The 25,199-nt window shown below is 71.5% G+C and carries 33 protein-coding genes and 1 pseudogene; 19 read left to right on the forward strand and 15 right to left on the reverse strand.

From position 1 onward, the window contains the following. Positions 1 to 19: 19 nt before the first annotated feature. Positions 20 to 1,360: a cytochrome P450 gene (locus tag LZ495_RS08090; protein ID WP_235051319.1), complete on the reverse strand. Its 1,341-nt coding sequence runs from the start codon at positions 1,358 to 1,360 to the stop codon at positions 20 to 22. A gap of 126 nt (positions 1,361 to 1,486) precedes the next feature. Continuing rightward, positions 1,487 to 1,678, reverse strand: coding sequence for a hypothetical protein (locus LZ495_RS08095; RefSeq protein ID WP_235051320.1), 192 nt, complete (start codon positions 1,676 to 1,678; stop codon positions 1,487 to 1,489). A gap of 548 nt (positions 1,679 to 2,226) precedes the next feature. Here LZ495_RS08095 and LZ495_RS08100 point away from each other — a divergent pair. Together LZ495_RS08100 and LZ495_RS08105 are read left to right on the forward strand one after the other, a co-directional pair. Next, entirely contained in the window at positions 2,227 to 2,523 is a 297-nt protein-coding gene (locus LZ495_RS08100; protein WP_235051321.1) for a M12 family metallopeptidase, read from the forward strand. A gap of 176 nt (positions 2,524 to 2,699) precedes the next feature. Next, positions 2,700 to 3,533: a glutamate racemase gene (locus LZ495_RS08105; protein ID WP_235051322.1), complete on the forward strand. Its 834-nt coding sequence runs from the start codon at positions 2,700 to 2,702 to the stop codon at positions 3,531 to 3,533. A gap of 138 nt (positions 3,534 to 3,671) precedes the next feature. Here the strand turns inward: LZ495_RS08105 and LZ495_RS08110 are convergent, their stop codons facing one another. Next, positions 3,672 to 3,875: a cold-shock protein gene (locus tag LZ495_RS08110; RefSeq protein WP_235051323.1), complete on the reverse strand. Its 204-nt coding sequence runs from the start codon at positions 3,873 to 3,875 to the stop codon at positions 3,672 to 3,674. A 440-nt stretch (positions 3,876 to 4,315) separates the two neighbouring features. Here LZ495_RS08110 and LZ495_RS08115 point away from each other — a divergent pair, with 440 nt between their 5' ends. Further along, entirely contained in the window at positions 4,316 to 4,855 is a 540-nt protein-coding gene (locus LZ495_RS08115; RefSeq protein ID WP_308267747.1) for an SDR family NAD(P)-dependent oxidoreductase, read from the forward strand. A 238-nt stretch (positions 4,856 to 5,093) separates the two neighbouring features. On the opposite strand, the gene LZ495_RS08120 is transcribed toward LZ495_RS08115, so the two are convergent. After that, a complete protein-coding gene (locus tag LZ495_RS08120; protein WP_235051324.1) occupies positions 5,094 to 5,363 on the reverse strand; it encodes a WhiB family transcriptional regulator in 270 nt (89 codons plus the stop codon). A 108-nt stretch (positions 5,364 to 5,471) separates the two neighbouring features. Between LZ495_RS08120 and LZ495_RS43895 the strand changes: the two genes are divergently transcribed. The 3 genes from LZ495_RS43895 (at position 5,472) to LZ495_RS08130 (ending at position 7,705) form a co-directional block, all read left to right on the forward strand. Continuing rightward, positions 5,472 to 5,603, forward strand: coding sequence for a hypothetical protein (locus LZ495_RS43895; RefSeq protein WP_268822481.1), 132 nt, complete (start codon positions 5,472 to 5,474; stop codon positions 5,601 to 5,603). Between the two features lie 91 nt (positions 5,604 to 5,694). After that, on the forward strand, positions 5,695 to 6,144 hold the full coding sequence (locus LZ495_RS08125) for an SRPBCC family protein (RefSeq protein WP_235051325.1): 450 nt from the start codon (positions 5,695 to 5,697) through the stop codon (positions 6,142 to 6,144). A gap of 418 nt (positions 6,145 to 6,562) precedes the next feature. Beyond that, on the forward strand, positions 6,563 to 7,705 hold the full coding sequence (locus LZ495_RS08130) for a carboxylate-amine ligase (protein WP_235051326.1): 1,143 nt from the start codon (positions 6,563 to 6,565) through the stop codon (positions 7,703 to 7,705). An 84-nt stretch (positions 7,706 to 7,789) separates the two neighbouring features. Here the strand turns inward: LZ495_RS08130 and LZ495_RS08135 are convergent, their stop codons facing one another. The 4 genes from LZ495_RS08135 to LZ495_RS08150 all read right to left on the reverse strand — a co-directional run bounded on the left by LZ495_RS08135 (position 7,790) and on the right by LZ495_RS08150 (position 9,815). Next, positions 7,790 to 8,227, reverse strand: a complete 438-nt coding sequence (locus LZ495_RS08135) for a hypothetical protein (RefSeq protein ID WP_235051327.1) — start codon at positions 8,225 to 8,227, stop codon at positions 7,790 to 7,792. A gap of 5 nt (positions 8,228 to 8,232) precedes the next feature. After that, complete coding sequence (locus tag LZ495_RS08140; RefSeq protein ID WP_235051328.1) at positions 8,233 to 8,490, reverse strand: SDR family oxidoreductase; 258 nt, start codon at positions 8,488 to 8,490, stop codon at positions 8,233 to 8,235. Between the two features lie 248 nt (positions 8,491 to 8,738). Beyond that, positions 8,739 to 9,191 (reverse strand): STAS domain-containing protein, encoded by a 453-nt coding sequence (locus LZ495_RS08145; protein ID WP_235051329.1) that lies wholly within the window; start codon positions 9,189 to 9,191, stop codon positions 8,739 to 8,741. Between the two features lie 132 nt (positions 9,192 to 9,323). Further along, positions 9,324 to 9,815 (reverse strand): hemerythrin domain-containing protein, encoded by a 492-nt coding sequence (locus LZ495_RS08150; RefSeq protein ID WP_235051330.1) that lies wholly within the window; start codon positions 9,813 to 9,815, stop codon positions 9,324 to 9,326. Positions 9,816 to 10,030: 215 nt separating this feature from the next. Here LZ495_RS08150 and LZ495_RS08155 point away from each other — a divergent pair, with 215 nt between their 5' ends. From LZ495_RS08155 to ligD, 4 genes are all read left to right on the forward strand, one after another. Further along, the gene (locus tag LZ495_RS08155) at positions 10,031 to 10,474 is read left to right on the forward strand and encodes a hypothetical protein (RefSeq protein ID WP_235051331.1); all 444 of its coding nucleotides are present in this window, start codon (positions 10,031 to 10,033) and stop codon (positions 10,472 to 10,474) included. Positions 10,475 to 10,781: 307 nt separating this feature from the next. Next, entirely contained in the window at positions 10,782 to 11,831 is a 1,050-nt protein-coding gene (locus tag LZ495_RS08160; protein ID WP_235051332.1) for a hypothetical protein, read from the forward strand. Positions 11,832 to 11,847: 16 nt separating this feature from the next. Further along, entirely contained in the window at positions 11,848 to 12,897 is a 1,050-nt protein-coding gene (gene ku / locus LZ495_RS08165; protein ID WP_268822482.1) for a non-homologous end joining protein Ku, read from the forward strand. Positions 12,898 to 13,050: 153 nt separating this feature from the next. Then, positions 13,051 to 14,895 carry a non-homologous end-joining DNA ligase gene (gene ligD, locus LZ495_RS44730; RefSeq protein WP_308267752.1) on the forward strand — a complete coding sequence of 615 codons (1,845 nt, stop codon included), beginning with the start codon at positions 13,051 to 13,053 and terminating at the stop codon, positions 14,893 to 14,895. Between the two features lie 321 nt (positions 14,896 to 15,216). Here the strand turns inward: ligD and LZ495_RS08180 are convergent, their stop codons facing one another. The 3 genes from LZ495_RS08180 to LZ495_RS08190 all read right to left on the reverse strand — a co-directional run bounded on the left by LZ495_RS08180 (position 15,217) and on the right by LZ495_RS08190 (position 16,719). Further along, on the reverse strand, positions 15,217 to 15,501 hold the full coding sequence (locus LZ495_RS08180; protein WP_235051334.1) for an early set domain-containing protein: 285 nt from the start codon (positions 15,499 to 15,501) through the stop codon (positions 15,217 to 15,219). Between the two features lie 260 nt (positions 15,502 to 15,761). After that, positions 15,762 to 16,040 carry a class I SAM-dependent methyltransferase gene (locus LZ495_RS44735; protein ID WP_308267754.1) on the reverse strand — a complete coding sequence of 93 codons (279 nt, stop codon included), beginning with the start codon at positions 16,038 to 16,040 and terminating at the stop codon, positions 15,762 to 15,764. Positions 16,041 to 16,422: 382 nt separating this feature from the next. Beyond that, positions 16,423 to 16,719 (reverse strand): helix-turn-helix transcriptional regulator, encoded by a 297-nt coding sequence (locus LZ495_RS08190; RefSeq protein WP_235051335.1) that lies wholly within the window; start codon positions 16,717 to 16,719, stop codon positions 16,423 to 16,425. Positions 16,720 to 16,812: 93 nt separating this feature from the next. Between LZ495_RS08190 and LZ495_RS08195 the strand changes: the two genes are divergently transcribed. Beyond that, positions 16,813 to 17,298 carry an STAS domain-containing protein gene (locus tag LZ495_RS08195; protein ID WP_235051336.1) on the forward strand — a complete coding sequence of 162 codons (486 nt, stop codon included), beginning with the start codon at positions 16,813 to 16,815 and terminating at the stop codon, positions 17,296 to 17,298. A gap of 126 nt (positions 17,299 to 17,424) precedes the next feature. Here LZ495_RS08195 and LZ495_RS08200 read toward each other — a convergent pair whose 3' ends face one another. After that, a complete protein-coding gene (locus LZ495_RS08200) occupies positions 17,425 to 18,207 on the reverse strand; it encodes a phosphotransferase enzyme family protein (protein WP_235051337.1) in 783 nt (260 codons plus the stop codon). Between the two features lie 689 nt (positions 18,208 to 18,896). Between LZ495_RS08200 and LZ495_RS08205 the strand changes: the two genes are divergently transcribed. Further along, positions 18,897 to 19,079 carry a hypothetical protein gene (locus tag LZ495_RS08205; RefSeq protein WP_235051338.1) on the forward strand — a complete coding sequence of 61 codons (183 nt, stop codon included), beginning with the start codon at positions 18,897 to 18,899 and terminating at the stop codon, positions 19,077 to 19,079. Between the two features lie 343 nt (positions 19,080 to 19,422). On the opposite strand, the gene LZ495_RS08210 is transcribed toward LZ495_RS08205, so the two are convergent. Continuing rightward, on the reverse strand, positions 19,423 to 19,707 hold the full coding sequence (locus LZ495_RS08210; RefSeq protein ID WP_235051339.1) for a DUF2795 domain-containing protein: 285 nt from the start codon (positions 19,705 to 19,707) through the stop codon (positions 19,423 to 19,425). A 372-nt stretch (positions 19,708 to 20,079) separates the two neighbouring features. On the opposite strand from LZ495_RS08210, the gene LZ495_RS08215 reads away from it, so the two are divergent. The 4 genes from LZ495_RS08215 (at position 20,080) to LZ495_RS45245 (ending at position 22,530) form a co-directional block, all read left to right on the forward strand. Next, positions 20,080 to 20,499: a hypothetical protein gene (locus LZ495_RS08215; protein WP_235051340.1), complete on the forward strand. Its 420-nt coding sequence runs from the start codon at positions 20,080 to 20,082 to the stop codon at positions 20,497 to 20,499. Positions 20,500 to 20,651: 152 nt separating this feature from the next. Continuing rightward, the gene (locus tag LZ495_RS08220) at positions 20,652 to 21,317 is read left to right on the forward strand and encodes a DUF6766 family protein (RefSeq protein ID WP_235051511.1); all 666 of its coding nucleotides are present in this window, start codon (positions 20,652 to 20,654) and stop codon (positions 21,315 to 21,317) included. A gap of 340 nt (positions 21,318 to 21,657) precedes the next feature. Beyond that, a complete protein-coding gene (gene mtnB, locus LZ495_RS08225; RefSeq protein ID WP_235051341.1) occupies positions 21,658 to 22,320 on the forward strand; it encodes a methylthioribulose 1-phosphate dehydratase in 663 nt (220 codons plus the stop codon). A gap of 111 nt (positions 22,321 to 22,431) precedes the next feature. Beyond that, positions 22,432 to 22,530, forward strand: coding sequence for a DUF1508 domain-containing protein (locus LZ495_RS45245; protein WP_372498542.1), 99 nt, complete (start codon positions 22,432 to 22,434; stop codon positions 22,528 to 22,530). A 155-nt stretch (positions 22,531 to 22,685) separates the two neighbouring features. Here LZ495_RS45245 and LZ495_RS08230 read toward each other — a convergent pair whose 3' ends face one another. Beyond that, positions 22,686 to 23,048 (reverse strand): hypothetical protein, encoded by a 363-nt coding sequence (locus LZ495_RS08230; protein WP_235051342.1) that lies wholly within the window; start codon positions 23,046 to 23,048, stop codon positions 22,686 to 22,688. Between LZ495_RS08230 and LZ495_RS08235 the strand changes: the two genes are divergently transcribed. The 3 genes and pseudogenes from LZ495_RS08235 to LZ495_RS44740 all read left to right on the forward strand — a co-directional run. Beyond that, positions 22,932 to 23,309: a hemerythrin domain-containing protein gene (locus LZ495_RS08235; protein WP_235051512.1), complete on the forward strand. Its 378-nt coding sequence runs from the start codon at positions 22,932 to 22,934 to the stop codon at positions 23,307 to 23,309. The two genes, LZ495_RS08230 and LZ495_RS08235, sit on opposite strands and share 117 nt — an antisense overlap. Positions 23,310 to 23,674: 365 nt before the next feature. Further along, positions 23,675 to 23,920, forward strand: coding sequence for an acyl carrier protein (locus tag LZ495_RS08240; RefSeq protein ID WP_235051343.1), 246 nt, complete (start codon positions 23,675 to 23,677; stop codon positions 23,918 to 23,920). 343 nt (positions 23,921 to 24,263) lie between these two features. Continuing rightward, positions 24,264 to 24,458: pseudogene (locus LZ495_RS44740) on the forward strand (ATP-binding protein); the annotation flags it as partial. Between the two features lie 100 nt (positions 24,459 to 24,558). Here LZ495_RS44740 and LZ495_RS08250 read toward each other — a convergent pair. Continuing rightward, a complete protein-coding gene (locus LZ495_RS08250; protein ID WP_235051344.1) occupies positions 24,559 to 24,918 on the reverse strand; it encodes a hypothetical protein in 360 nt (119 codons plus the stop codon). Positions 24,919 to 25,199 lie beyond the last annotated feature (281 nt).

Consider the following 25,199-nt stretch of genomic DNA (forward strand, 5'->3'; position numbering starts at 1 on the left):
GGTGGTCCGTCCGTGCACGCTACGCAGCGCCGAACTGCAGGCGCAGCGCGGTGTGGTCGAGGGTGTGCGGGAGCGGTGCGCCGTCGTCGCGCAGGCGGCCTTGGACCAGGCGCAGGCCGTCGCGTTCGCGCAGCAGGGTGGCCAGCAGGGCGGTGACGGTGAACAGCACCAGGTTCCGCCCGGGGCAGGCCACCGGGCCGGCGCTGAACGGGACGATGCCGCGGGCCGGGCCGGCGTCCCCTGTCGACCACGCCAATGGGTCGAAACGGTCGGCGAAGGGGAGCGTCTCCGCGTCCCGGTGGAAGAACGAGCTGACGATCGCGGTGGTGCCCGATCCCCGGCCCGGGTCGGTGTCTTCGCGCAGGATGACCAATGTGGTCGGCCATAGGCGCAGTGCTTCCAGCACACAGGACCGCAGGTAGGCCAAGGTCGCCGTCGCGTAGGGGTCTTCGGGGTCGGCGTCGTTCGCCTCCGCGCGTACGCAGTCGGCGTGCTCGCGGTGGGTGGCCAGGAGCGCCAGGGTGTTGTACGCCGCGATCGCCGCGGCGTCGTAGGCGAACAGCCAGTGCGGCACCTGTCCGTATGCCGCGTTCTCGGCGGTGTGCGGCTGTTCGGCCAGGAGGCCCGCGAGGCTGTCCGGGTCGGCGCGCTGCAGATGTCCGGCGAGCCGGTGCGCGAACAGTTCCTGCACGCGGCGGCGGCGCGGGTGCGCGTAGGCCCAGTTGCCGTCCGAGCGCAGGCCGTTCAGCAGCCGGGTCAGCGGCACGTCGTCGACCGCGGCCGCCCCGAGGACGATGCGGCGGATGACCCGGTCGAACGTGATGTGGAAGGTCTCCCAACCCAGTTCGCCGGTCGGCCCGACGCGCAGCAGCAGCCGCCGGGCCTCCTCGCAGACGGCGTGGTGGAACGCGCCGGAGAGCCGATGGACCGCGTAGCCGCTGTCCAGCACCGCCTCGTTCAGGGCACGCCGGGGAGCGCGGTCGGCCGGGTCGGTGACGAGGACCGCCTCCGGTTCGAAGTGGCCGAGCGCGGCGCGTTTCTCCCTGGTGGCCGGACTGAGGCGGGTGGGGTCGGCGTCCAGGATCTCCCGTACGTCCTCTGCTGCCAGCGGGATCGTGACCCGGCGGCCCAGGATGTTCGCCTCGACCGGACCGGGGCCGTGGCGCTGCCGCAGATCCGCCAGCACGCCGTTGGCCCGGCGCGCCGCATCCACGCGTTCCGCGAGCGCGAGCACCCGCGGGCGGCGGACGACGGCCCCCTGGGCGACCAGCGGCACCAGGACCTGCGTCGCCACCCGGGCGGTGTCGGCCAGGCCGAGCCGATGCGCCACAGGCGGCGCCTCGGTGCGGGACGGGCTCATGCGTACCTCCTGCGGTCGTACACGTCGGCAGCGCCGCCGGCGGCCGCCGGACCCCTACTGCCCAGGGCCGCCACGACCATGCGGGATCCCCGCGGCCTCCGTTCGGTCCGGGCAAGCAGCCAGGGGTCAGGCCGGGGACCTGACCTGCCGCGGCGGCGCGTTGCTCATCTCGACCACACACGCAGCGAACCTGGCGAACTCGCGGCCGGCGGGGTCCGACGTGTCCATCTGGCGCATCAACTGCCCGGCAAGGTGCCGCAGCTCGTCGTCATCCAAAGCCCCGCGGGCCGACCGGCCCCACACCCTGGCCCGCGCCATGCCCGGGTCCTCGGCCCTGCACAGTTCCAGGGTGCTGTTCCTCGCGGCCACCTCCGTCCAGGCAGCCGCTACCCACCGCCACCGCAATCCACCGGCAAAGGTGCGCTTCTTCTCCCGGGACGCTGCTCCTGCTCGGCCGACGGTGGCCGGCCGGCGAACGCTTGCGCCCCTCGGTGCGGCAGGTGCTGCCTCGGGAGGACGGGACCGCCGCCCGGCAGCCCGAGCACGGCGGTCGCAGTCGCCGTGCCTGGGCCGTCTGGTGGCCGGGACCTCACCTGGCGGCTGCCCCGGCCCCTGCACGGCGAACCCGTCCTGGAGGGCCTGGCGGAACCGAGCCGCAGCGGTGGCGTCGCCTTGCCGCTCCGCCAGGGAAGTGCAGCCGGACGTACCCAGAACCGCGCAAACTGCCACCATCGCCCACGCATGGACGGACACCCAAACGTACTCGGTCGCTGCGGCGTCGATCGCGCTCAAGCGAGGCTGCTCGCTTCGGGTGAAAGGCTTGTCGCGGGCGTGCCGGGCGGGGGAACGCACGCGTTGGACGTGCCATGAGTGCGCTTCGTTTGCTGGCCGCCGCATTGAGTGCTGCGATTGTCGCTACTGCGGGGGCGGGGACTGCGTCGGCCGCGAGCGGCGGCGAATCGCGGTCCGAGACCCGGCTTCAGGAGCACGAGAACCAGCTCTTCCCCCAGTTCGACTACACCTCGATCATGATGTACGGCTCGTACGCCTTCTCGGGCAACGGACAGCCCACCATGGTGCCTCGGGGTACCGAGGGTGCGGATGCGGCCGAGGCACGTGGCCTCCAAGCAATCGTCAACTACAGCAGGGCGGCCACCCTCTGAGCAGCAATCGGACCTCCGTGGTCGCATAGCCGCGACCGCGCCGCCGAGCAAGCCGAGCCCGCCCGGGAGTTGCCGCCTGAATTCACGACGCTCGGCTCGGGTTCCGCGTCGACTGCCACGCCGTTCACTTGGTGGCGGTGCACGTGGAGTCGCGGTGTGCTTGCTAGGTTCGCCAGATGACAGTGGCTTTGATCGACTCAGGGATCGGCTTGCTCCCTACGGCCGGTTGGCTTCGCTGGTTGGCCCCGAGTGTCGACCTGCTTCTGTTGCTTGATCCGGACGGCATGCCGTGGGGCTCGAAGTCGGCGCAATTCATTACTGAGCGGCTGCTTGCCGCCGGCGAGATCGCCGTCGAGCGCGGAGCGCAGGCCCTCGTCGTGCCGTGCAACACCGCGACGGTCACCGCGATCGACGCACTTCGCGAGAGCTTTGAGCCAGGGATCCCCGTCATCGGCACGGTTCCTGCCATCAAACCGGCCGCAAGCGCGGGAGCGCCCATTGCCGTCTGGGCGACCGTGAGGACCACCGAAAGCGAGTACCAGCAGCGCTTGGTCGCGGAACACGCCGACGGCGTCCCGGTGTTCCCTGTCGCGTGCCCCGGGCTCGCCGAGGCTGTCGACTGCGGGGACAGGGTTGCGATCGTTCGTGCCGTCGCCGCAGCCGTCGAGCAGACGCCGCGCGCGTGCAGCTCGGTTGTCCTCGGCTGTACCCACTACCCGCTGGTTGCCGACCAGATCATGCTCAGTCTCCCCGATGCGACCACCTTGTACGACAGCGCCGAAGCCGTAGCCCGTCAGACCCTCCGCCGGCTCGACGTCCCGCCCGGACCGTCTCAGGGGCCAGGCCGCGTAAACGTGGTCGTCAGCGGCCGGGCAGGTGTCCTGCCGCCCGCCGCGCAGTGCTTTCCCGTGGGCCGCGCCCTGATGACGGCGGCAGCGATGCCGCTCGAGTTCCTCACGCCTGCGACGTCAGTCCGACGCCTCACAAGGGAGACTCTTCTGCAGGAGTGACGAACGAGTCGCCGACCACAGAAGCGATGCTGTTGTCGATCTTTGTGGCGTCAGTCCGGGTTCATGGCGGTCCCGCGGTCGGCGGCCCAGGCGTGGCAGTTGGCCATACCGGGGCCGCCGGCTGCTGTGGGGGCGCAGTCAGATCGTGCGGACCTGCTGCGCCTGGGGGCCCTTCTGCCCCTGGCCGACCTCGAACTCCACGCGCTGGCCCTCGTCCAAGGACTTGTATCCGTTGCCGGTGATCTCGGAGTAGTGCACGAACAAGTCCGGACCACCCCCGTCCTGCTCGATGAACCCGAAGCCCTTCTCCCCGTTGAACCACTTCACACTGCCCTGAGCCACGCTGCTGTCCTCCGCTTCGACCCGATACCGCTCCTGGCCCCTGACCGTCGATCGCCCAGGGCCCGGCTACCACGGCACGCACCAGGGTCGGGCTGCCGTCGCTGTCGCCATTGCATCCGTTCGCAGGGCGAAGCGTCGACACCGGAACGGCACATCCACCCGAACGGACGCATGAGCTGTGGCTCTCGGCAGCGCTGTGCCGACACCTGGGCCGGCTTCCTGCGCGGCCGTCCCCCAGGCACCGCTGCAACGATCTTCGCAGGACGCTGTCCGCGTGGACGTCGATCTCGCCGTGCACAGCAAGAAGCGCGCCGGTCTCGCGGTTTGCCGGACTTCCTCATCGAAGCGTGCGATGCGTAGCGAGAATCCGATCCCGTATTCCTGATCGTCCATCGGCGCGGACGCCGTGTGGGCGGCACGGCGGACCGCCGTCCGCGGTCGTGCTCAACGCGGGCGTCGGCCAAGGCGGCGCCTTCGTCGACAACGACCTACGTGACGAGTTGGACATCATCGCCCTCAACTGCACCTCCACGATCCACCTCGCCAAAAGAGCCCTGGCCGACTTGCGGTCGCGGGGCACCGGCCGACTGCTGGTCACCTCCTCGATCGCCGCCACGATGCCCGGCTCCTTCCAGGCCGTCTACAACGCCTCCAAGTCCTTCGTGCAGTCCTTCGCCCTGGCCGTCCGCAACGAACTCAAGGACACCGGGATCACGGTCACCACGCTCATGCCGGGACCGACCGACACCGAATTCTTCGAACGCGCCGACATGCTCGACACACCCGTCGGCCAAGGCGACAAGGACGACCCCGCCGACGTCGCCCGCGAGGGATACGAAGCGCTCATGGCCGGCAAGGCCAAGGTCGTCGCAGGCTCCCTGAAGACGAAGGCCCAGGCCGCGGCAGCAGCCGTCCTCCCGGACAGCACCAAAGCGCAGATGCACCGCAAGATGGCCGAGCCCGGCTCCGCCGACGACTGATCAAGCTGCCGCGCCCCGGCCGACCGCGATGCCGCGCAGCAGGGCCGGCCTGCGGAGTTCCGGATACTGAGACGAACAGCCCTTTGCGACGCGGCCGGGCACCCAACGTGCCGCCGGGTGCAGGGGGCGCCCCCGCGGTTGGAGGTCGCGTGTCACAGGTCCCGTTCGACCGCAGACACCAATTCCCATCCCGCAGAAAGCCGGTCTGCCCGGGGTAGTTGGCGCGGCTACAGCGCTGTCAGGGTGCCCGGCGGACCGCAACCCGCGCCGACCGCGCACGTTCGCGCTCGCGGGTGGTCATGCCGCCCCAGACTCCTTGCGGCTGCCGGGTATCCATCGACCAGTCACGGCAGACGGCCAGCACCGGGCAGCCGCGGCACACCTTGAGCGCTGCCTTGACCGACGCCGCGGCCCGCGTATCGGGCTCGGTGTCCTCGAACGCCCTGGGGTCCGTGCCTCGGCACGCTGCCCGACCCATCCAGCCCATCACCGGGATCTCCCCCGCCATGTTGCACCTCCGCGCGTCCTGCTGCCCCGATGTGCTGCGGACATGCCCTGACATGCGAACTCACCGGCGGGGGCGGTTGGTGAAGGCGCTCGCGGCCGGCCGTTCTCCATGGACCTCACGAGCGCCGTCGGTGTCGACGAGTCCGCCGACCACCGCGCCACCGAGTGGCAGGCCACCACCGCCGCTGAACGCCGACACGGCGCCGACCGGGTCCAAGGCGGCCCCGGACCCCGCCGCTGAGGCCGGGGACGAGACCCCGCGTGGAATCGGCACCCAGGGGTAGCGCCGCGGTTCGAGGCACTTCGCCTCGCCCTATCGAGGAGCCGACCGCATGACGCAGATCCAGGAATCCGTCGAAGTTGCCGTCCCCGTACGCGCCGCCTACGACCAGTGGACGCAGTTCGCGGACTTCCCGCGTTTCATGGACGGCGTCGAACGCGTCGACCAGATCGATGCCACCCACACCCACTGGGTCACGAACATCGCCGGCGTCACACGCGAGTTCGACGCGGAGATCACCGAGCAGATCCCTGACAATCGCATCGCCTGGCGCAGCCGCACCGGCCCCGACCAAGGCGGCGTCGTCACCTTCCACCAACTCGACGACGCCCGCACCAAGGTCATGCTGCAACTCGACCACGACCCCGAAGGCATCGTGGAGACCGTCGGCGAGAAGCTCGGCTTCGTCACCCGAAAGGCCCGCGGCGACCTCGACCGCTTCAAGACCTTCATCGAGAACCGCGACGGCAACACCACCGGATCCTGGCGCGGCGAAGTCTGAGCGCCGCGCCAGGGCGACCGCTGCGGAGCCCGGCCCCCCGCGGCCGGGCTCCGCGGCCGGTCCGCCAAGCGGGGATTGCGGCCAGGGACCGACGGGTGCAGGTCGCCACCACCGACGCAGTGCTCGCCGCCCTGCTCGTCCACCGCGCCACGGCCCACCGGTAGACCGATGGGAACGCCGGCCCGGCAGCGCCGCAATCCGCTCCCCTGGTCGTGATCCGCGGTTTCGCGATCCGCGCCATCCGACGGCGGCGCGGTGCACACACGGTCCGCCCCCGTTCAGGCGTCGTCCGGCCGCAACAGCACGAGCTGAGTGCCTGGCGAATGTTTTCGCCGCCTCAGGGCAGCGTCGTGACGCCCGGACGCGTCGAAGCGGCCGGGACGGCACCATGCCGGGTGGAACAGCAAGGAGCGAACGCGTGCACGTCAGGATGGGCGTCGAGGAAGAATTCCATGTGATCGACGCGAGCAGCGGGCTCCTGGTACCGGAAGCCCCGGCGTTGTCGGCGGACTTGCCGGCCGAGACCTTCACCGGCGAGTTCCAGCTCTCCGTGATCGAATCGCGCAGCGGCGTGCACAGCACCCTCGGCGCGCTGCGCGAGGACCTCGCAGCCATCCGCGGCACGCTCGTCGAGGCCGCGTCCGAGCACGGGCTCGCCGTGGTGGCGGCCGGCACAGTGCCGCTCGTCCGCGGCGATTCGCTGGGATTCGCCGCTGACGAGCGCTCCGCCAAGATGGCCGACGAATACCAGGCGGTCGCCGAAGAACAACTCATCTGCGGCGCCCAGGTGCACATCGACATCCCGGACCGGGACACCGCGGTACGGGCGATGCCGGTGGTCTCGCCATGGCTTTCCGTGCTGCTCGCGCTGTCCGCGAGCTCCCCGTTCTGGCAGGGTGCCGACACCGGGTACGCCAGCTGGCGCACGATGCTGTGGCAGCGCTGGCCCACCGCCGGCCCCGCCGGGGTGTACCGCTCGGCCGCCGAGTACGACGCGGCCGTCCGCGCGCTGGTGCGCACCAGGGTGATATCCGACCCCGGCATGGTCTATTCCGACGTCCGCCCCTCCGACCATGTGAAGACGCTGGAACTGCGCATCTGCGACGCCTGCCCCGACATCGGCACGGTCGTCCTGATCGCAGGCCTGTTCCGGGCCCTGGTGGTCGACGCTTGCCGCGCGGTGGACAGCGGCGACCCGCCGGCTCCCGCGCCGGACGGATGGCTGCGCGCCGCTTCCTGGCGCGCCGCCCGCTCCGGCCTGGAGGGGGACCTCCTCGACCCGTCCACCGGTGCGCCCGCGCCGGCCGGGCAGGTGGTCCGCAGCCTGCTGGCCCGTCTGCGGCCCACGCTGGAGGCCTTCGGGGACTGGGAAGCGGTCACCGCGGCCGCCGAGGCGATGCTCACCGAAGGCAGCGTCGCGCGCCGCCTCCGGAACCGGGCCGCCGGGGCCTCGTGGCGCGAAGTCGCCCTGGCACTGGCCGACTCGACCCGCGGCGGTGCCTCCGCACCGGCCACGCGGGCTACCTCCTCGACGTCGGAGGCGCGTCCATCTGCGGCATAAGCGGCGAGGGCAGGCCCGACGTGGCGGACGTCGAGGCGACCGCTGTACCAGGAGCCGATGGACCGGGTCCTCGACAGGAAGCGGTCAGTCCCAGGTGTGATCGGGGTGGCCATGGGTGCGCAGGCGCTGCTTCATCTCCGCCTCGTACAAATGCCGACGGCCGCCTACGAGTTCGTCACGCAGACGCTGCTCGGCTTCGGCGAACGGCCCGTAGTACGTGCGGTCGTACGCCTCGACGATCTGGAACGTCCAGTGCCCCGGGATGACGTTGCGGCCGGCGATCTCCCGGGCCAGAAGCTCCGCGGCATCCTCGTGCCCGGCCTGCCGCAGCAACTCCACGGCGTCGTGCAGGATCCGGTCCGCGCTGCCGGTGAGCTGATGAAACGTGTACAAGTGGCCCCGGGCGCGGGCGGTGTACTCCCAAGCCTCCGACACCCTGGCGAGTGCGGCGACGGTGGCGTCCGCCACCCCGTCGGGGCGCAGGTGCGAGTCCTCCGGAACGGGAAAGTCACGATCGGTCACCGCGATCAACTCCTGACATCGCTCGTAGCGGCACACTGCGGGGCTCCGGTCGTCTCCCCGCGCCACGCCACCGGCAGCAGCCGTGCCGCGATCCCGCGGACGAACGGCTCGACGCCCACGCCGAGCAGGCGCTGCGCCCAGTCGATCGCGTAGGCGTCCGCCCCGATGTAGACGCGGGCCCGGTTCCGGGACACGCCGCGCAGGATGGCCCGCGCCGCTCCTTCAGTGGAGGTGAGCGCGACGCGCTCGCTCACCTCGGCCACGGCGTCGGCGTCGGCGTCGACGCGCGGCGAGGTCCGCAGCGCCCGCGCGAAGCCGGAGGCGACGCCGCCCGGCCGCTGAAGTCGCGCACGGTGCCCTCCAGCCGGTCGGATCGTCCCTTCTCGCCCGGGGGCTACCCGAATCCGGCGCACGGACACGGGCACGGCCCGCTCCGGCACCGGACGCGCACAGGGGCGCGTGGCCGCTCCCGGCCTGGGCAGCCGCCGTGCTTGGCGGGACGGAGTCCGGCCTATCGCAGCAGCGCGGGCCAGGAAATCGCCGCCAAGCACCGCAGCAGCGCACGCCCGGCGGCACTGCCGGACAGCCACACCGGGAACCGCTCTGCGCACCCCTCGGGCCCCTTCTCGCCCGACGCGGGGACGGCGTGGAGCATCGTCCCGGTGCCGGTCAAGACGAACAGGCCGCTCAGGTTCCGGCCCGGATTGTGCAGGCGCAGGTGTCCTCCGCCCTCGACGGCCGCCTTGGCGAGGTCGTGGAAGACGCGCAAACCGGTGGCGTCGCAATGCGTCACTCCGGCGAGGTCGATGTCGATGGCGTGGCGGTCGTCCGCCAGGCACCGCGCCAGCGAGCCCCGCAGCACGCTCTCGGAGCGCGCGTCGATCTCCCCGTGCAGCGCCACGCCGGCCTCGGTGTCGCGTCGGTGGACGATCAGATAGACGGGTTCGAACGCACGGCCGGGCAAAAGGCCTCGCTTCCGATGTCGGGAGAGCAGCCTGGGGGGCCGGGCCCAGGGGGACCCGAGGGGGTGAAACGAGAGGCCCGGATCCAGGGCGCAGCGAAGGACGCGCTCGCGTCGCCCCGGGGGCCGTCTCGGCTATCCCTCGACGATGCGGCGGACGTTGTCCACGTCGCCGCACTTGGCCGCCAACTGCCGTGCACGCTCGCGCTCGAAGGCGGCGCCGAGTTCCCGCCGACGCTCGTCCGCAACGTTCTCGCGGGCTCCGTTGAGGATCGTGCGCTCCTCCTCGTCCGCATGGTGCGAGACCGCTTCGACGAGCTTCTCCAGCTTCTCGTCCCAGTCGTCCGAGCCGACCTCGTCGACCTCCAGCAGCGCCAAGAGCGCCTTGTTGCCTTCCTCGTGCTCCTCTTGGCCGTGCTCGACCTCCTCGTCGTCGATGTGCTTGTAGCGCTTGAGCGCCGGATACACCTCGGCTTCCTCGGCCAGGCCGTGCGCGATCAGCAGGTCCGCGAATTCGCGCAAAGCCCCCTCCCGGTCCGCCTCGACACTGCGCATACGGCGGAACAGCTGCTCCATGCGCCGGTGGTCTTCCAGAATCAGCGCGACGACGTCGCCTTCAGCGGCCATGACGGCTCTCCTTTCACGGAAACGGCACATCGGCGGCCCTGGGCCTGCCTGGGAGAGGCCCGGGGGCCGGTGCGCATGGGCACGCTGCCCTGAATCGTCCGGCCGAAGCGCAAGGTCACGAAGTCACCCGGTCGGGGCATCGCGGCCGACGGGCCGGGTAGCCGCTGCGCATCCGCTGCCTGCCCGGCAGGCGGCGGGATGCGAAAGGAACGACCGTGACGCACTCCCCCGTCCCCGCCCCCGCCCCCGCCCCCGCCCCCAGCCGCCCTTCCCGCCATGCGGCCCTCGGCCGCAGCGGAGCCGACCGGATCGCCCGCATCCGCTGGTTCGCCCGGGTCGCTCGGGGCGCGCTGGACCAGCATCAGCTCGGCGTCCTCACCGAGCGGCTCCTCGCGCATCTGCGCACGCTGCATCCGATCAGCCCCTCGTACAGCCGCTTCCGCATGTGCATTGTCGAGCTCAACCAGCCCATGGCCGATGCCATCGCCGACGGGCTCACGCGCTCGCCGGGCCTCGGCACCGAAGTCGGCCGCCGCGCCGGACGCCGCGGGCTGCTGCGCGCGATCGACACGTACACGCCGAGCTGCGGTGAGGACTTCCGCCGGTACGCCGCGTCGGTCATCGCTGCCGAGATGTACCGGCTCACCGAACGCGGCTGACCGCTCCGCCGGCGCCGCACCGCACCGCACCGCACCGCACCGCACCGCACCGCACCGCACCGCACCGGCCAGGATTGCCCGAAATCCGCCGCGCCCCCACCGCCATCCACTCGGGTCTTCCAGGAGCGGTGGTCCACCGGTCCGGCAACTCCTCGGCCTCCCCACCGTGGCCGGGTACTTCCTGGACCGGCCCGGGTTCGCACCTGCGCGAACCGCCGCACCACACCGCGGAGGCGTGAAGATCAACAGCTGGGGCAGCCGCCGGGTGACCGGAACAGATCACCGGGGGCTGGGAGGAGGCAGGCCCATGGCCCGGCGTGACGCATCCGCCGCGGATCGGTTCCAAGCGGTGGCGGACGAGCTGTATGCGCTCTCTCCCGCGGACTTCACCGCCGCCCGCGACACACACGCGGCGCAGCTGCGCCGAGACGGAGAGCGCGACCTGGCGGCGCGGGTGGCTGCGCTGCGGCGGCCGACCATGGCGGCATGGGCCGGCAATGTGCTGGTGCGGGCCCGGCCCGAGGAGGTGGCCGGGGTCTTGGAGCTGGGGGCGGCGCTGCGGGAGGCGCACCGGGACCTGGACGGCACGCGGCTGCGGGCGCTGTCCGCGCAGCAGCGTGCGTTGACGATGGCGCTGGCGCGGCAGGCGCGGGCGTTGACGGTGAAGGCGGGCCGGCCGTTGAGCGAGCAGGGCGTGCTGGAGGTCCGCGGCACCGTCCAGGCCGCCCTCGCCGATCCCGATGCCGCCCGGGCGTGGGCCGGAGGGTGCCTGGACCACCCCTTGACCCCGCCCGCGTTCCCTGCCGTCGCCGGCGCCGGGACCAGGCCCGCAGGTCCGGTGTGGGACCTGTCCGACGAACCGGCGAAGCGCCGTTCCGCAAAGCCCGCTCCGCGGGCCGCCGCCGACGACCTCGAGCGGGCGCGGGTACGCCGCGAGGCCCGGGCCCGGCGGGACGAGGCCGTTCGGGACGCCGAGACGGCCGCAGTGAACGCTGACCGGGCCCAAGCGGCCGTGGAGGCTGCCCGTGAGCAGGCCCACGCCGCGCAAGAGCGCCGGGAGGAGGCCCGCGGGCACGTCGCGGAGCTGCGCCGGGAGCTCGCCGACGCCGAACAGGCCGAACACGACGCCGCCGAAGACGAGCGCCGTACCCGCGACCGGGTCCGGGAGGCGGAGCGCGCGCTGCCCGGGGCCCGCCGCCGCGCCCGGGAGGCCGAACGACACGCCGCCCACCTCGCCCGCCAAGCCGCCGACGGCAACACCAAGGCTGCGCCTGCGTCTTCTCGGGGCTCGACCCGGGGCTCGGCTCGGGGTTCGACTCGGGGTTCGACTCGGGGTCGTTCTCGGGGCGGGCAGTGAAGGGCGGTGAGCCGCGATGCCGGCACGCGCGGTGTGGAGCGGAGTGGTATCCCTCGGGCTCGTGACACTGCCGGTGGGCATGTACAGCGCCACCGGCGAGCACACCACCCACTTCCACCAGCTCCAGCGCGGGACCTCCGACCGGGTCCGCATCCAGCGCGTCAACGAGCGCACCGGCAAGGAAGTCGACTACGACGACATCGTCAAGGGCTACGACCTCGGCGGCCGGTACGTCCTCGTCGAACCCGCCGAACTCGACGCGATCGCACCGGGCAAATCCGAACTCCTCGACGTGAGCGGGTTCGTCGACGAGGACGACATCGCCCCGGTGTTCTACGACCGCACCTACTACCTCGCACCCCGCGGCGCCCCCTACGCCAAGGTCTACACCCTGCTGCGCACCGCCATGCACGACGCCCGCAAGGCCGGCATCGCCACGTTCGTCATGCGCGGCAAGCAGTACCTGGTCGCGCTGCGGGCCGACGAGAAGGTCATTACCGCGGAGACCCTCCACTGGCCCGACGAGGTCCGCGACCCCGGCGAACAGCTCGACCTTCCCCGCCGCGGCAAACCGCCCGCACCCGAACTGCGCGCCGCCCGGCAGCTCGTCGACGCCATGACCATCGACTGGAACCCCGCCGACTGGCGCGACACCTACGAGGCCAAGGTCCGCGCGCTGATCGACGCCAAAGCCGAAGACGGGGAGATCGCCGAGGCGGAGCCCGCGCCGAAGGCCACGGACGTCGTGGACATCATGGATGCCCTGCGCCGCAGCCTCGAGCGCGCAGGAACACCCCGCGACAGGGCCGGCCGCCCAGCCGCCCGCAGCGGGCGCAGCCCGGCCCCGCGGAGCAAAGCCGGCAGCACAGGCGACCGTACCGGCAAGTCGCGCCGGAAGGGCAAGGCCGTGACGGGCAAGCGCCCCACCAAGAAGGCGGCGACCGGCGCCGGGCTGAGCGAATTGTCCAAGCAGGAGCTGTACGACCGGGCGAGCCGCATGAAGATCACCGGCAGGTCGCAGATGAACCGCGGCGAACTCCTCGACGCCGTCCGCGCCGCATCATGACCGCCCGGCGAGCGGCCGTCCCGCGGGCGGATTGCGGGCGCGGCGCTACCCCGGACGGGTGTAGCCGCCGACGCCTGCACGGTGCGGCTGCGCCGACCCGCAGGGGCCGCAGGTGACGCTGCATATCGAGGTCGTCCCCAGGAGGAGAAGCCGATGCCCGTCACAGTGGTCGAGGGGCGGCGCCTGGTCCTGACCAACCTCGACAAGGTCCTCTACCCGGCGACCGGCACCCGCAAGGCCGAACTGCTGGACTACTACCGGCAGATCCACAGCGCCCTGCTCCCCCACCTGCGTGACCGGCCGGTCTCCTTCGTCCGCTACCCCGACGGGCCCGGCGGGCAGCAGTTCTTCGCCAAGCACCCTCCGCCCGGCACCCCCAGTTGGGTGCGGACCGCGACCGTGCCGTCCAAGACCCACGGCACCCGTACCCAAATCCTCGTCGAGGATCTCGCCACGCTGATGTGGGCCGCCAACCTCGCCGCCCTCGAACTCCACGTCCCCCAATGGCACGCCGAGCAGTACGCGACGGCCGACCGCATGGTCTGGGACCTGGACCCCGGCCCCGGAGCCGACATCCTAAGCTGCCGCGACGCCGCGTTCATGCTGCGCGAACGCCTCGCCGCGGACGGTCTGCAGGCATGGGCCAAGACCTCCGGATCGAAGGGCCTGCACCTGCTCGTCCCCCTCGCCGACACCCCCTCCGACCAGGTGTCCGCGTACGCCAAAGCGGTGGCCGCCGAACTCGAAGCCACGTACCCCGCGCTGCTGATCGCGTCGATGGCCAAAGCCCGCCGCGCCGGAAAGGTCTTCCTGGACTGGTCGCAGAACGCCGCTGCCAAGACGACCGCCGCCCCCTACACCGTCCGGGCTCGCGAAGCCCCCACCGTCTCCACGCCCGTCGCCTGGGACGAACTCGCCGACGCGACCCGCACCGACGACCTCACCTTCGACATCACCCAGGTCCCGGACCGCATCACCGACCTGGGCGACCTCCTGGCTCCGCTCCTGAACCCGCGCCGCGCCCACTCGCTCCCCCAGCCCCCACCGCCCATGCGGCGGCCCTCCCACGCCCGCACCACCGCGCCCACGCCCCGACCTGCACCCGCGGCCGGGCGGATCGTGCTGGAACCGCCGATCGAGGTGATGCGGCCCGGCAAGGCCGCCGCAGTGCCGGCCGAGGACGCCATGCCCGGCGGCACCCGGTACGAGCTCAAACTCGACGGATTCCGCGCCCTCGCCTTCGCCCGCGGCCCCGGCCGCACCATGCTGCAATCCCGCACCGGCCGCGACCTCGCCCCCGGATTCCCCCTGCTCGCCGACGCCATCGCCCACCTGCCCGAAGGCGTAGTCCTCGACGGGGAGATCGTCGCCACCGTCGACGGCGTGTTCGCCTTCGAGCAACTGCTGCGCACCCGCACCGCCCGCGAAGCCGATGACGTGGCCGTCTCCTACATCTGCTTCGACCTGCTCGCCCACCCCGAACACGGCGACCTCCGCCAACACCCTTTGGCGGAACGCCTCGAGCTCCTCACCGACGTCCTGACCGGGGCGGGGCCGCCCCTGGAACAGGTCATGGCCACCCGCGATCGCGACGAAGCCCTCCACTGGCGTAACGCCCTCGCAGCAGCAGGCATCGAAGGGCTGGTGTGCAAGGGCATGGCCACCCTGTACCGGCCCAAGGCAGCCGCGCACCGCTGGCTCAAACACCGCCGGAGCGACAGCACCGACGCCCGCCTGCTCGGCTTCGCGGGCACCGCGCGGCGCCCCCGCACACTCCTGCTCGAACTCGCCGACGGCCGCACGATCGCGACCACCCCGCAACTGGACACCCGCCAAGCCAGGCAGATCGCCGACGCCTCCGCGGGCCGCCTCGGCACCCCGGTCCGCGACCCCGAGCACGGCCAGGTCTTCCCCCTGGCCGATCCGCTCGTCGTCGAGGTCGCCCTGAGCACCGGACGCCACGCCACCGCCCGCTTCTTGCGCCTGCGCGGCGACTGACCCGCCCGTCCCGGACCGCGCATCGAGGGAGACCGCGTTTCGCCGGATTGCCGCGGAGAGCCGCCCAGACAGGTTCTTCATTGCCGAGAACGGCGGTCGACCACGCGTGCGAGACCGATCCGTACGAGCTGTACGAGCCGTACGAGCCGTACTGAATCGCCTCTGCCTGAAGCGGCGGCCATCCGCCGATCAGCAAACCAGTGGATGTCCTGGCATACGCGCGGGCGCAGGCTCAGCCGCAGTCCTGCTCATGCGGCTGAGCCCGCGCCCGGCGCTGGACCTCGCCCCGCAGCCCCGGCGTGGCCGGCTGCTGCTGCCGAGTCACACGCGGGCGGGCTCGAGATAGCCGTTGTGTCCGTCGTGGCCGTCGGCGTCGGCCTCGTCGAACCAGTGGCCGCCGTGGGCGAGGTACCTGAAGTGCGTACGCCCCGCATCCGGCACCGCCACCGTGACCGCGCGGGTGCCGTCTTTCCGCACCTGGAGTTCGTGGGTGCCGGGTGTCCAGTCGTTGAAGTCGCCGACCACGCTGACCGCGGGGCAGGCGGGGTCGGGCGGCAGGATGAAGGTGACCTGGGTGGTGTCCTTGCGGCGGACGCGCTCCAACACGGCGGGCTCCTCTGACTCGGCTCCGACTGGGCTCCGGCTCGGCCACCGCCGAACGGCGCGGCACCGGACTGCCCGCAATCGTGGAACTCCAGGCACCTGGGAAGCCGCACCGCACCGATGCCGCGCGGGAGATTCACCCGCCCGGCCCTGCTCGAGGCCGCCAACGCCCAACGCAGGCAGATCGCGATCCAACACCGCGACTGCCCCGCCGGCGCGGACTGCCGCCCCCGCTGGGCTCCCGGAGACGCGCGCGTGGCGTGCTAGAGGCCGGTGCAATCGCCGGCGTCGGCACGGATGACGACCAACTGCTCTTCCCGGCAACCGGGTTCGATGATCCCGGCCTGCTCCAAGTAGGGTGCCCGCTCGGTGAGGACAGGCCCGAAGGGCTCGGTGCGGCGCGCGACCTCGCGGGATCGGAGCCCCAGCGATGCGAGCAGGTCGAGCGTGTCCTGGACTCCGCACAGCGAGGAGTGGACGATCAGCACGCTGCCGCCCGGCGCCAGGACTATCGGCAGCCCCCGGCACAGGCGGTCCAGCACGAGCCGGCCGTCCGTCCCGGCATCCCAGGAACGGGACGGCCCGCGGCGCGGGCGATGTCCACGTCGGTGACGCGGCAGTCCGCATCGGAAACGTCGGCGGCCGCCAGAGCCACCGCTCCGGTCCCGGTGCCATCCAAGACGGTGCGTGCCCCGTGCAGATCCTCTTGCCGCAGATAGGCGTCCACAAGCAGCCAAGTGTCGGCCTGCGGCGGATACATCCCCGGAGTACGGAGCAACAGTGTCATGATCGGCGGCTGCCCACCCCGATCACGACAAACCCTATGGGCGGGCGTCGGAGAGCTCCTTGCCGCGGCACACGGACGCGCTTCGCGTGGTCCCTCGGTCCTGCCACGGCAGGACACGCGAGCGGCTCGCGCATCTGTCAGTGGTCGGTTTGCTCGGGCAGGTCGAGGACGAGGGCGACGGTGCGGGGGCCGTCGGCGGCGCGGCGCATGTGGGTGCCCGGAGTCACGCGGTAGGTGTTGTGGCGGCCGGTGCGCTGCCGGGTGAGGTAGCCGGCTTCTTCCAGGTCGTCGAGGATCAGCTGGACGGCCCGAATGGAGAGCAGGCATGCGTCGGCGATGTCGCGGATCCGCGCCTGGGGGTTGCGGGCGACGTGGACAAGCACGCGGGCATGACTGGTGAGGAACGTCCACTCACGCCCGCCACTTTCGGTCATGGCACCGATGCTACGCCGGACACATGCACCTCGATACGTGCAAAGTTCTTCGCTTATAGGCGTTGACCTGCGGCACGGAGCGTTTCAGGGTGGATGGAAGGGGGCTGCCGAAAACCCGAGCCCGACTGGGGGTGTGTCCCAGTGGCCAACAGATCCATCACTCGAAAGCATCCCGCAACCGGCGCAGCCGCCGTACGCCGCCACGGATGTCTGCCGAGGCGCCATCGGCCCGTCGTCGATCTGAAAGCGGCTGTACTGACGAGCCGGGACGGTCCGTGCGTCCGAGCGGTCGGGCAGGTGGACATGGACAGCGCGCCGGTGCTGCACACCGCCCTTGACCAGGCTCTGGACACCGGCTGTCGCCACTTGCACGTCGACCTGACCGGCGTGCGGTTCATCGACAGCTGCGGCCTGCACGTCCTGCTCGACGCGCGGCGCCGGCTCCTCCGGCAGGGCGGCGTGCTGACCGTGGCCCCCAGCACCCGCATGGTGGGCCTGCTGGAGATGACCCAGACCCGGCCCCTGTTCCCCTCCTCCGTGCCGCCCGGCCGCGCGGACCCGACCGAGGAGGCGTCATGACCCCACCAACGGCACCCGCCCCCTCGCTCTGATGAGGCTCCTTGAAAGTCCCCAGGGTTGCTGACGCTCCTCAGTTGATTGACCGGGCAACAATCAACCGGATGTCCGTTTGTTCGGAGTCCGTGCTCAGCCGTCGAGCAGTGCATGCTCCCAACGGTCTTCGCGCTGCTGTGTGTACTCGGCGTCGCTTCGCCACGTCTCGCCGTGGCCTTCCGCCCACAGCGTCGCCCAGGGCTCCGTGCCCCGGGCTGCCTGGACGCGCAGGAACGCGTACATGGCCTCGCAGCGGCGGGCCAACAGGGGTGCCAGAGCACGTCGTTGCGCCTCGTCGAGCCCGTACGCGTCGGCGAAGACCCGCAGCCGGGCTGCGGAGTCGGCACGCTGCCACTGCGGGTTCGCCGACAGCGGGAGGAAGCCGTGCGCCGCATAGGCAACGTCCCACAGGCGGCTGCCGGGTGCGGCGGTGTCCCAGTCGATGAAGGTCCACGCGTTTTCGCCGTCGACCACCAGGTTCCACGGCGCCAGGTCGTGGTGGGCGATGATGTCCGCGCCTTCCGCGGGCACCAGCACCTGCCACTGCGCGTCGGGCGGCGGAGTGAAGCCCTGCACCGCGTCGTGGAATTCCCGGATGAGCCGAGCCACGCGCACCAGCCCCGCCTCGGACGCGAGCAGAGCGAACCGGTCGGGCCACACGGTGTGTCCGGGGACGTAGGTGAGCACCTCGCGCCCCTGCTCGTCGATCCCCAGCGGGCGCGGCGCCGCCCGGAACCCGACGTCGTACAGGTGCGTCAGCAGGGCATGCACCGCCGGCGTCCACGGCCCCGCAGGCCGACGGACCGTGTCCCCGACGCGAACAACCCCGCCACTGACGTTCCCACCCGGAAGCCGCTGCTCCTGACCATGATCCATCACGCCAGTCTGCCGCCGAACCAGCCTCGAAATGTTGCCGGATTTCGCGGCCGTAGATGACTCCGGACCTACGCAGCCGATCCGGTAGCCGAACCGGCTGGGGAACTTCATCGAGCATGTCCGTCCCGTCCCTCAGCAACTTGTGGGGATTTTCAGATAGCGCCATCAGCCCCGCCGACGAGCTAGTTCGCATGCTGACCGGAGCCGCCTACCCGGTCCGGCCAGATCACCTCGCAGACGTCGCTACCTGCAACAACGCCCCACACACGTGCTCACCGCGGTGGCCGCACTTCCCGCCGGGGTGGCCGTCGCCGGACCCGGCCAGGCCTGCTCCGCGGTCCTGGGCCGCCTCGCCCACACCCCACCCAGCCCCTGAGCTGCGCCGCCCGGAGCGCCGGGCCGCCGACTTTCGGCCGCTGCTGCCCTGAGCCCGCGCCGGAAACGGAACCCGATGGACCACGCCCTCGTACCCGACGCCGTACCGACTTGCCCCTGCTGCCGCGCCCCGGCATAGCCGGGCCCGGACCGCGTCGCGCTGCCCGCCGCCTCGGCAGCCCGCGCTACCAAGGGGACTCGGTGACATGGCACCACGCTGTCTGTCCGGCCGCTGCGGCACGCTGGAACGACCTCACCCCTCGACCTCAGCAGCACACCACGCAACACCCCCCTCAGACCCCGGACATGACGCAGTGACCGCTCCCGGGCCGAGCGCGTTCGACGCCGATGCCAGCCACCCTGCGCCGGCCACGAGCGGTCCCGAAACAGGCACGCAGACCGCACTGACCGCAGCTCCGCCGACGTCACCCCGGGCCCTGGTCGCAGGTGAGACCACCAAGCAGGTTCTCGCCGAGCCGACCGGCCATCCGCACTAGACCGGCCCCAGTCACCGTCAAAGCCGGTCGAGGCGCCTGCTGCCGGGCCGGCAGGAGCACGCCTGGCGTTCTGAACGACAGACTTCCCGGTCACAGCACCAGCGCTACCGAAGGCGTCGCCCGGTCGGCTGCGACGGCCCGGTCACCACAGAGGCTTGGAGACTCACAGTTCGCGTTCATCGCCTCCTGTTCCGATCCGGGGGCGCGCTGGGACCGCAGGGGTGCCAAGAGCCGCAGCTCTTGCACCCCTGCGCTCTCACTCCAGGGCGGATGGCCACCGCGTCGCGGTGTGTTCCGGCACCCGATCGTGCAGCCGTGCGGCGCAGTTGGTCACCGGCCGTGGTCAGGGCCCGAGTTCGCAAGCTCCGTGGGGGCCGAACAGTTCGCGGCTGACCTGGTTGGGGCCGAGGTAGACGCCGTCCGGCAAGCCGGTCAGAAGAGCGAGCAGGTCCGCGCGCGGCGTACAGCGGTGTGCGGCCAGGAGCAGTTCGGGCGCCCGGGCGGGCCACCGCACGTCGCGCAGAGCGCAGAGGACGGTCTCGCGGGTCAACGGGCCGTCGATGTGCTGCCCGCGCACGGCGCGGGGGTCTCGGGGACCCGCCGGCGGCGGAGGGTTCACGGTGGTCATCGCAGCACCTCTGGTCTCGCTGCCCACTCGCGAACGGCATGCGGCGCCTGTTTGCGCAGCCTCGCGGTGGCCCGCGGTCGGTTCCTCGGCGGCGGTGCCGCCGTGCCCGAGTACAACCATCCCCTACCCGCCGAGCGGGATACGTCCCACCGAAGAGCTACTGCCCGCGAGTCGGCGTCCGGGACCGAGAAGCGGCCGGCCAAGCCTCGGTGCCGCGGACGGAGGGCTCGATGCCGGTGCGGAGCAGACCCGGAGCGGCGCGCGCAGCGCCAAACAGCACGTGCCACGCCAGGCGCAGAAATACGCGGTATGCGTGTTTTATGGCTCTGGGTCGGGAACCTGCGTCCTATTCGGCGGCAGAAGGGCAGACGGGTGGCAAGGCGGATCCTTCCGATACTCGCGGCCTTCGGAGCCGCCGCGCTTGCGCTGGTCGGGGTGTGCGGCTGCTCGGACCTGTCGGAACTCCGGGACGGTGCTGCCGCTGCCGCGGCGCATTTCAGGCAGGCTGTGCAGGCTCAGGACTGGGCCGCGGCCTGCGAGGCGCTCGCGCCTGCCAGCCGCGACGAACTCGAGCAGAACAACAAGGCCCCTTGTCCACAGGCCCTCGGCGGGCAGGAGCTGCCCGACGCGGGCCGGGCCCGGCACACCGACGTCCACGGGGAGGCCATGGCCGTCTTCGCCCAGGACACCGTGTTCCTGGCGCACTTCCCCTCCGGGTGGAAGGTCACCGCCGCGGGCTGCCAACAGCAACCGGGCGACCGGCCGTACCGGTGCGCACTCAAGGGACGGTGATCCGGCCATGCGGACGATGTTCACCCTGTGCTTGGCGGTCATCGCCGGCGGATTGGCCTACTTCATCGCGATTGGACTGATGCAGCGATGAACCGCCCCCTCGCCCCGCCTCCCACGAAGACCGCCACGGAGCGGCGCGCGTCACCGGGTTCCTGCGCGACAACGGGCTTGGGCTGGCGTTCCTGCTGGCATTCCTGGGCGCGTTGGTGGGGCAGGCGTTCGCCGGGCGCGCGGAGTTCAACTCCCAGCTCGCCGTCGACGGCCTCGCGCAGGTCGGATTCTGGCAGTACGTCTCCTCGTCCGACTTCGCGGTCGACGTCACCGAGAACTGGCAGTCGGAGTACCTGCAGTTCTTCCTGTACATCACCGCCACGGTCTGGCTGCTGCAACGCGGCTCCCCCGAGTCGAAGAAGATGGGGACCGCCGGCACCGAGGGCGACAAGGACCAGCGGGTCGGACCGCACGCCGGGCCCGATTCCCCCTCCTGGGCCAGAGCCACGGGGTGGCGGCAGGGACTGTTCTCCCGCTCGCTGGGACTGGTCATGGGCGGCATCTTCGTGCTGTCGTGGCTCGCGCAGTCCATCACCGGCGTCGCCGCCTACAACGAGCAACGCCTCCGCGACCTGCAAGCCCCCGTCGACTGGTCGCAGTACGTGGTCTCCGCGGACTTCTGGGCCCGCACCCTGCAGAACTGGCAGTCCGAGTTCCTCGCCATCGCCTCCATGGCAGTCCTGTCGATCTACCTGCGCCAGCGCGGCTCCCCCGAATCCAAGCCCGTCGGCACCTCGCACACCGCCACCGGCATCGAAGGCGGCTGAACCGGGCACCGCCTTGTGCGCCGCGCCGCGCCTCGCCACGCCCCCGCGCCACGCGGTAGGGCGCCCTGCCGGCTGCTGGTTTTCCGACACCCCTGCGGGCACCCGCAGTACCGTGACCGCTACACGCCACCCGATCATCGACCGACCAAAATCCGAAGGAACACGACCTAGCACTCGTGCGACACGCACGGGCCTGGGAGGGCATGAACACGCGTCCGGCGGCCGGAACTCGGCGCACGGGCGTCCCTTGCGGGAGGGCAGCGGACAGCGGATCCGACGATGCCCAAACCGGTGCCCCGGCACCGACGTTGCTCACATCATCCGCAAAGGACCCTCCAGCATGACCACTTCCGCCGCCGTACCCGCCGCCCCCGATTCCCCCGCGGTGACCGCCGCCGACCGTGCTGCGGCCGGTGCGGTGCTCGCGCGTGAGGCGGCGCGGTTTGCCGGACTCGGGTGGATGCGCGGTACGTCCGGCAACCTGTCGGTCGTCATATCCTCCGACCCGGTCCGCCTCGCGGTGACCGCGAGCGGCATCGACAAGGGCGAACTGGGCCCGGACGACGTGGTCGTGGTCGACGGCGCGGGCACCGTCGCCGCCGCCGACCAGGGCCCGGGCGCACCCCGCAAGCCGTCCGCCGAGGCGGCCCTGCACGCTCGCGTCGTCGCACTGAGCGGCGCACGCGCCGTCTTCCACGTGCACACGATCGAGGCGGTACGGGCGGGCGCGCGGTGGCCGGGCGGGATCGAGTTCTCCGATCTGGAGATCCTGAAGGGCATCGGCCGCTCCGCGCACGACGAGAAGGTCGTCATCCCGGTCATCGCCAACAGCCAGGACATGGCCTGTCTTGGCGACCGCCTGGCGGCCGTGTTCGACGAGCGCGTCCCGGCCGTGGTCGTCGCGGAGCACGGGATGTACGTGTGGGGCGCCAACCCGATGCAGGCGCGGCATCACGTCGAGGTCGTGCAGTGGCTCCTGGAGTACAAGGTCGCCACGGGCTGAGGCGCCGCGATCCGGATGCCGACACCCTCGCTCGGACGTAGCCTGCCGAAAGGCATGATCATGCGCATTCCGGCCTTCAGGATGAGATGGGTCCCGCGGCAGGCACCTTCGATGTCCACACCGACAGGGCGGGCACTACGCTTCCGGCTCAAGGCCGCCAGCGGCCGGATCATCGCCGCCGGCGAAGCGTACGAGTCGAAGTCTGCGTGAATGAACGGCATCAAGTCGATCCAGACCGCGGAACTCACCGACGCCTGACCGGGGCCACGCCCGCATCGCGGCGGGCCTTCGAATAGCGGATCGAGGCGGCTCCCGTCCCACTACCGCCACAGCCTGGATCCGGACTCCCATGCCGGGTAATCGCGTCAGGCGCGGGCAGCGGCCTCATAAAGCGTCTCTGCACACTCCCCGGACGCCGTGCCACCGCAGGCCCCAGGCGGGGTCGGAACAATGAGAAGGGATCGCGAGGCAGCGTCATGATGGCCGAACAGGACCTGATAGCCGAGCTCGTCGAGGAGCACCGCAGGATCGACAGCCTGTGCGGGCGGATCAAGGCGACGCCGTAGGGCGACCCCCGCCGCAAACACCTCGCCGACCAGATCGCCGCCGAACTGGCCGTCCACGCCCGAGCCGAAGCCCGGTTCCTGCGTCCCGCGGTCCGGCGGCGGATCCCCGAGGGGCAGGCTCTCGCCGCGCGCGAACTCGGTGGCCAGGACCGGATCGACCACCTGCTGCGGGATTTGGCCCGCCGAAGCCCCGACGATGCCCGGTTCGACGCACTGCTGTCCCAGCTGGTCGTCGACGCCCAGGACCATGTGACCGGCCAGGAGGCGCGGCTCTTCCCGAGCCTCGCCGACGCTGCCGACACCGACGAGCTCCGCATCCTCGCGCGACGACTGCGCAGGTCCCGTCCGCGCGGACCCGCCGGCGGCCGCGTGGCCCGACCTGATCCCGATCCCGCAGACCGACTCATGCGCCGCACCGACTGACGTAAGGCCGCCCCGCGTCCGATCGCCCCGCGGGTGCGGCCGCGGTTCGCAGTCAGGCGTGTGCAGCGCCATGCGAACCCCGGTGTTGGCGCCGATGCAGGGGACGATGCTCTCGGCGCTGCTGCCGAGACACCCTCCGTCGCCCTACGCAAAGCCAACGCCCCCGCCGACGGCTGAGGACGGGCGCCCCCCTGCACAAGGCGGCAGCGCGGTCCTCGGAGCCGAGGCCGGCCCAGCAGGTCCCGCACCCATGCACGCCTCTCCGAGAGTCACAGTGCGATCACGCCACGCGTTCACGGCGGCCAAGGGTGGTACTGGGCGGGAGCCGGGCGCCCGTCCCGGTGCGAGCAACCAAGGAGGAACCCGTGACCGCGTACGAGAACCGCGTCATCGCAGTCGTCGCCGACGAAACCGGCATCCCCGAGGCAGAGGTGAACGCCCGTTCGCGATTCGCCGACGACTTCGGCATGGACACCTTCGCGGTGGCCGGGCTGGCGCTGCGCGTGAGCGAGGAGTTCGAGGTTGCCTTCTCGCACGACGACATCGAAGCGTTCGACACTGTCGGGGACATGGTCGACGCGGTCAGGGAACTCGCCCCTCAGGCATCCTGACCGCACCGCCGATTTCACTCCGAGTCGGCGCCGTCGAGCCCTGAGCCGGGACGCCTGCCTCAACGCCGGCGACCACCGTCACGCTGCCGTGCGCATCGTCGTCACCGCGGCGGCGGTGCGAACGGCAGTACGGGCGGACCGGCACGGACTGGCAGGCGCGAGGCCGCGGTCCTGCTCCTGCGACCGGGCCACGTCGACCTGCGCCGTCGGATGCCGTGTCAGGACCGGGGTTCGAGGTATCCGTTGTCTCCGTCGTGGCCGTCGTGGCCGTCGTGGCCGTCGTGGCCGTCGGCCTCGGCCTCGCCGAACCAGTGGCCGCCGTGGACGAGATCCCGGAAGCGTCCGCTCCCTGATCGTCACCAGTAACCGGGCTCCCAGCGACTGGTATCCCCTCTTCCCCAACCCCGTCATCGCCGAGTCACTGCTGGACCGGCTCATCAACACCAGCCACCAGGTCATCACGAACGGCCCCAGTTACCGACCGAACAAGCGCCCCAAGAACCCCGCCGACAAACCCACCAAGCCCACGATCAAGTAACAAGGGCCGCTCTCGGGGCCGGGGACAGAGCGTCACGACCCCGGCCCCGAGGGGCCACCACCTCACGAGAGGCGGACGGACCGCGCAACCAGGCTCCGTGTCAGTCCAGGTTCCGGTTGACTCCGAACCGGCGACGCCACTCGGGGTCATTGCCGACCCTCGCGAGGAAAAGCCTGATGTCCTGAAGTTCCTCCTCCATGCCGTCGAACGCCGGGTCCGCCTGGTTGACGGGGTCGGCCAGCGGGCCGGAATAGCCCCATGATGCCGCCACCTGGGAACCCACCACGATGCTGAACCGGCAGGCGCCCGGCCGCTCATGGGCGTCACGAACAAACCTGACGTCGTCGTCGACCCGCCAGCGCCGACTCCCCGCCTGGAACCACAAACCCGACGCGTCCGCATACACCGCACAGAACGACGGATCGGTGCCGCCCGCACCGCTGCGCGCGTTCAGCGACACCCAGCCCACATTCCCGTCCGACTCCCCGGCAGGCCGTTCGGACAGCTCACCACTCTCGACCGAGAGTGCCCACCTTCCGGCAAAGACGTCCCAGTCCCGCAGAAAGACCGCTGTCACGGCGCTACCCCCTGGCCCGGCAGGGCCCACAGTTGTCAGCCCCAGCACCCGCGTTGACCCCAGTCAACCTAACGCCAACACATGGGGACCTGGGGAATTACCTGAACTCAGGGGTGGGGAAATACGCGACCGTCGACAGTTTGCGAGTCCGGGTACTGGCGCGA

The sequence above is a fragment of the Yinghuangia soli genome, assembly GCF_021502675.1.
Classification (GTDB): domain Bacteria; phylum Actinomycetota; class Actinomycetes; order Streptomycetales; family Streptomycetaceae; genus Yinghuangia; species Yinghuangia soli.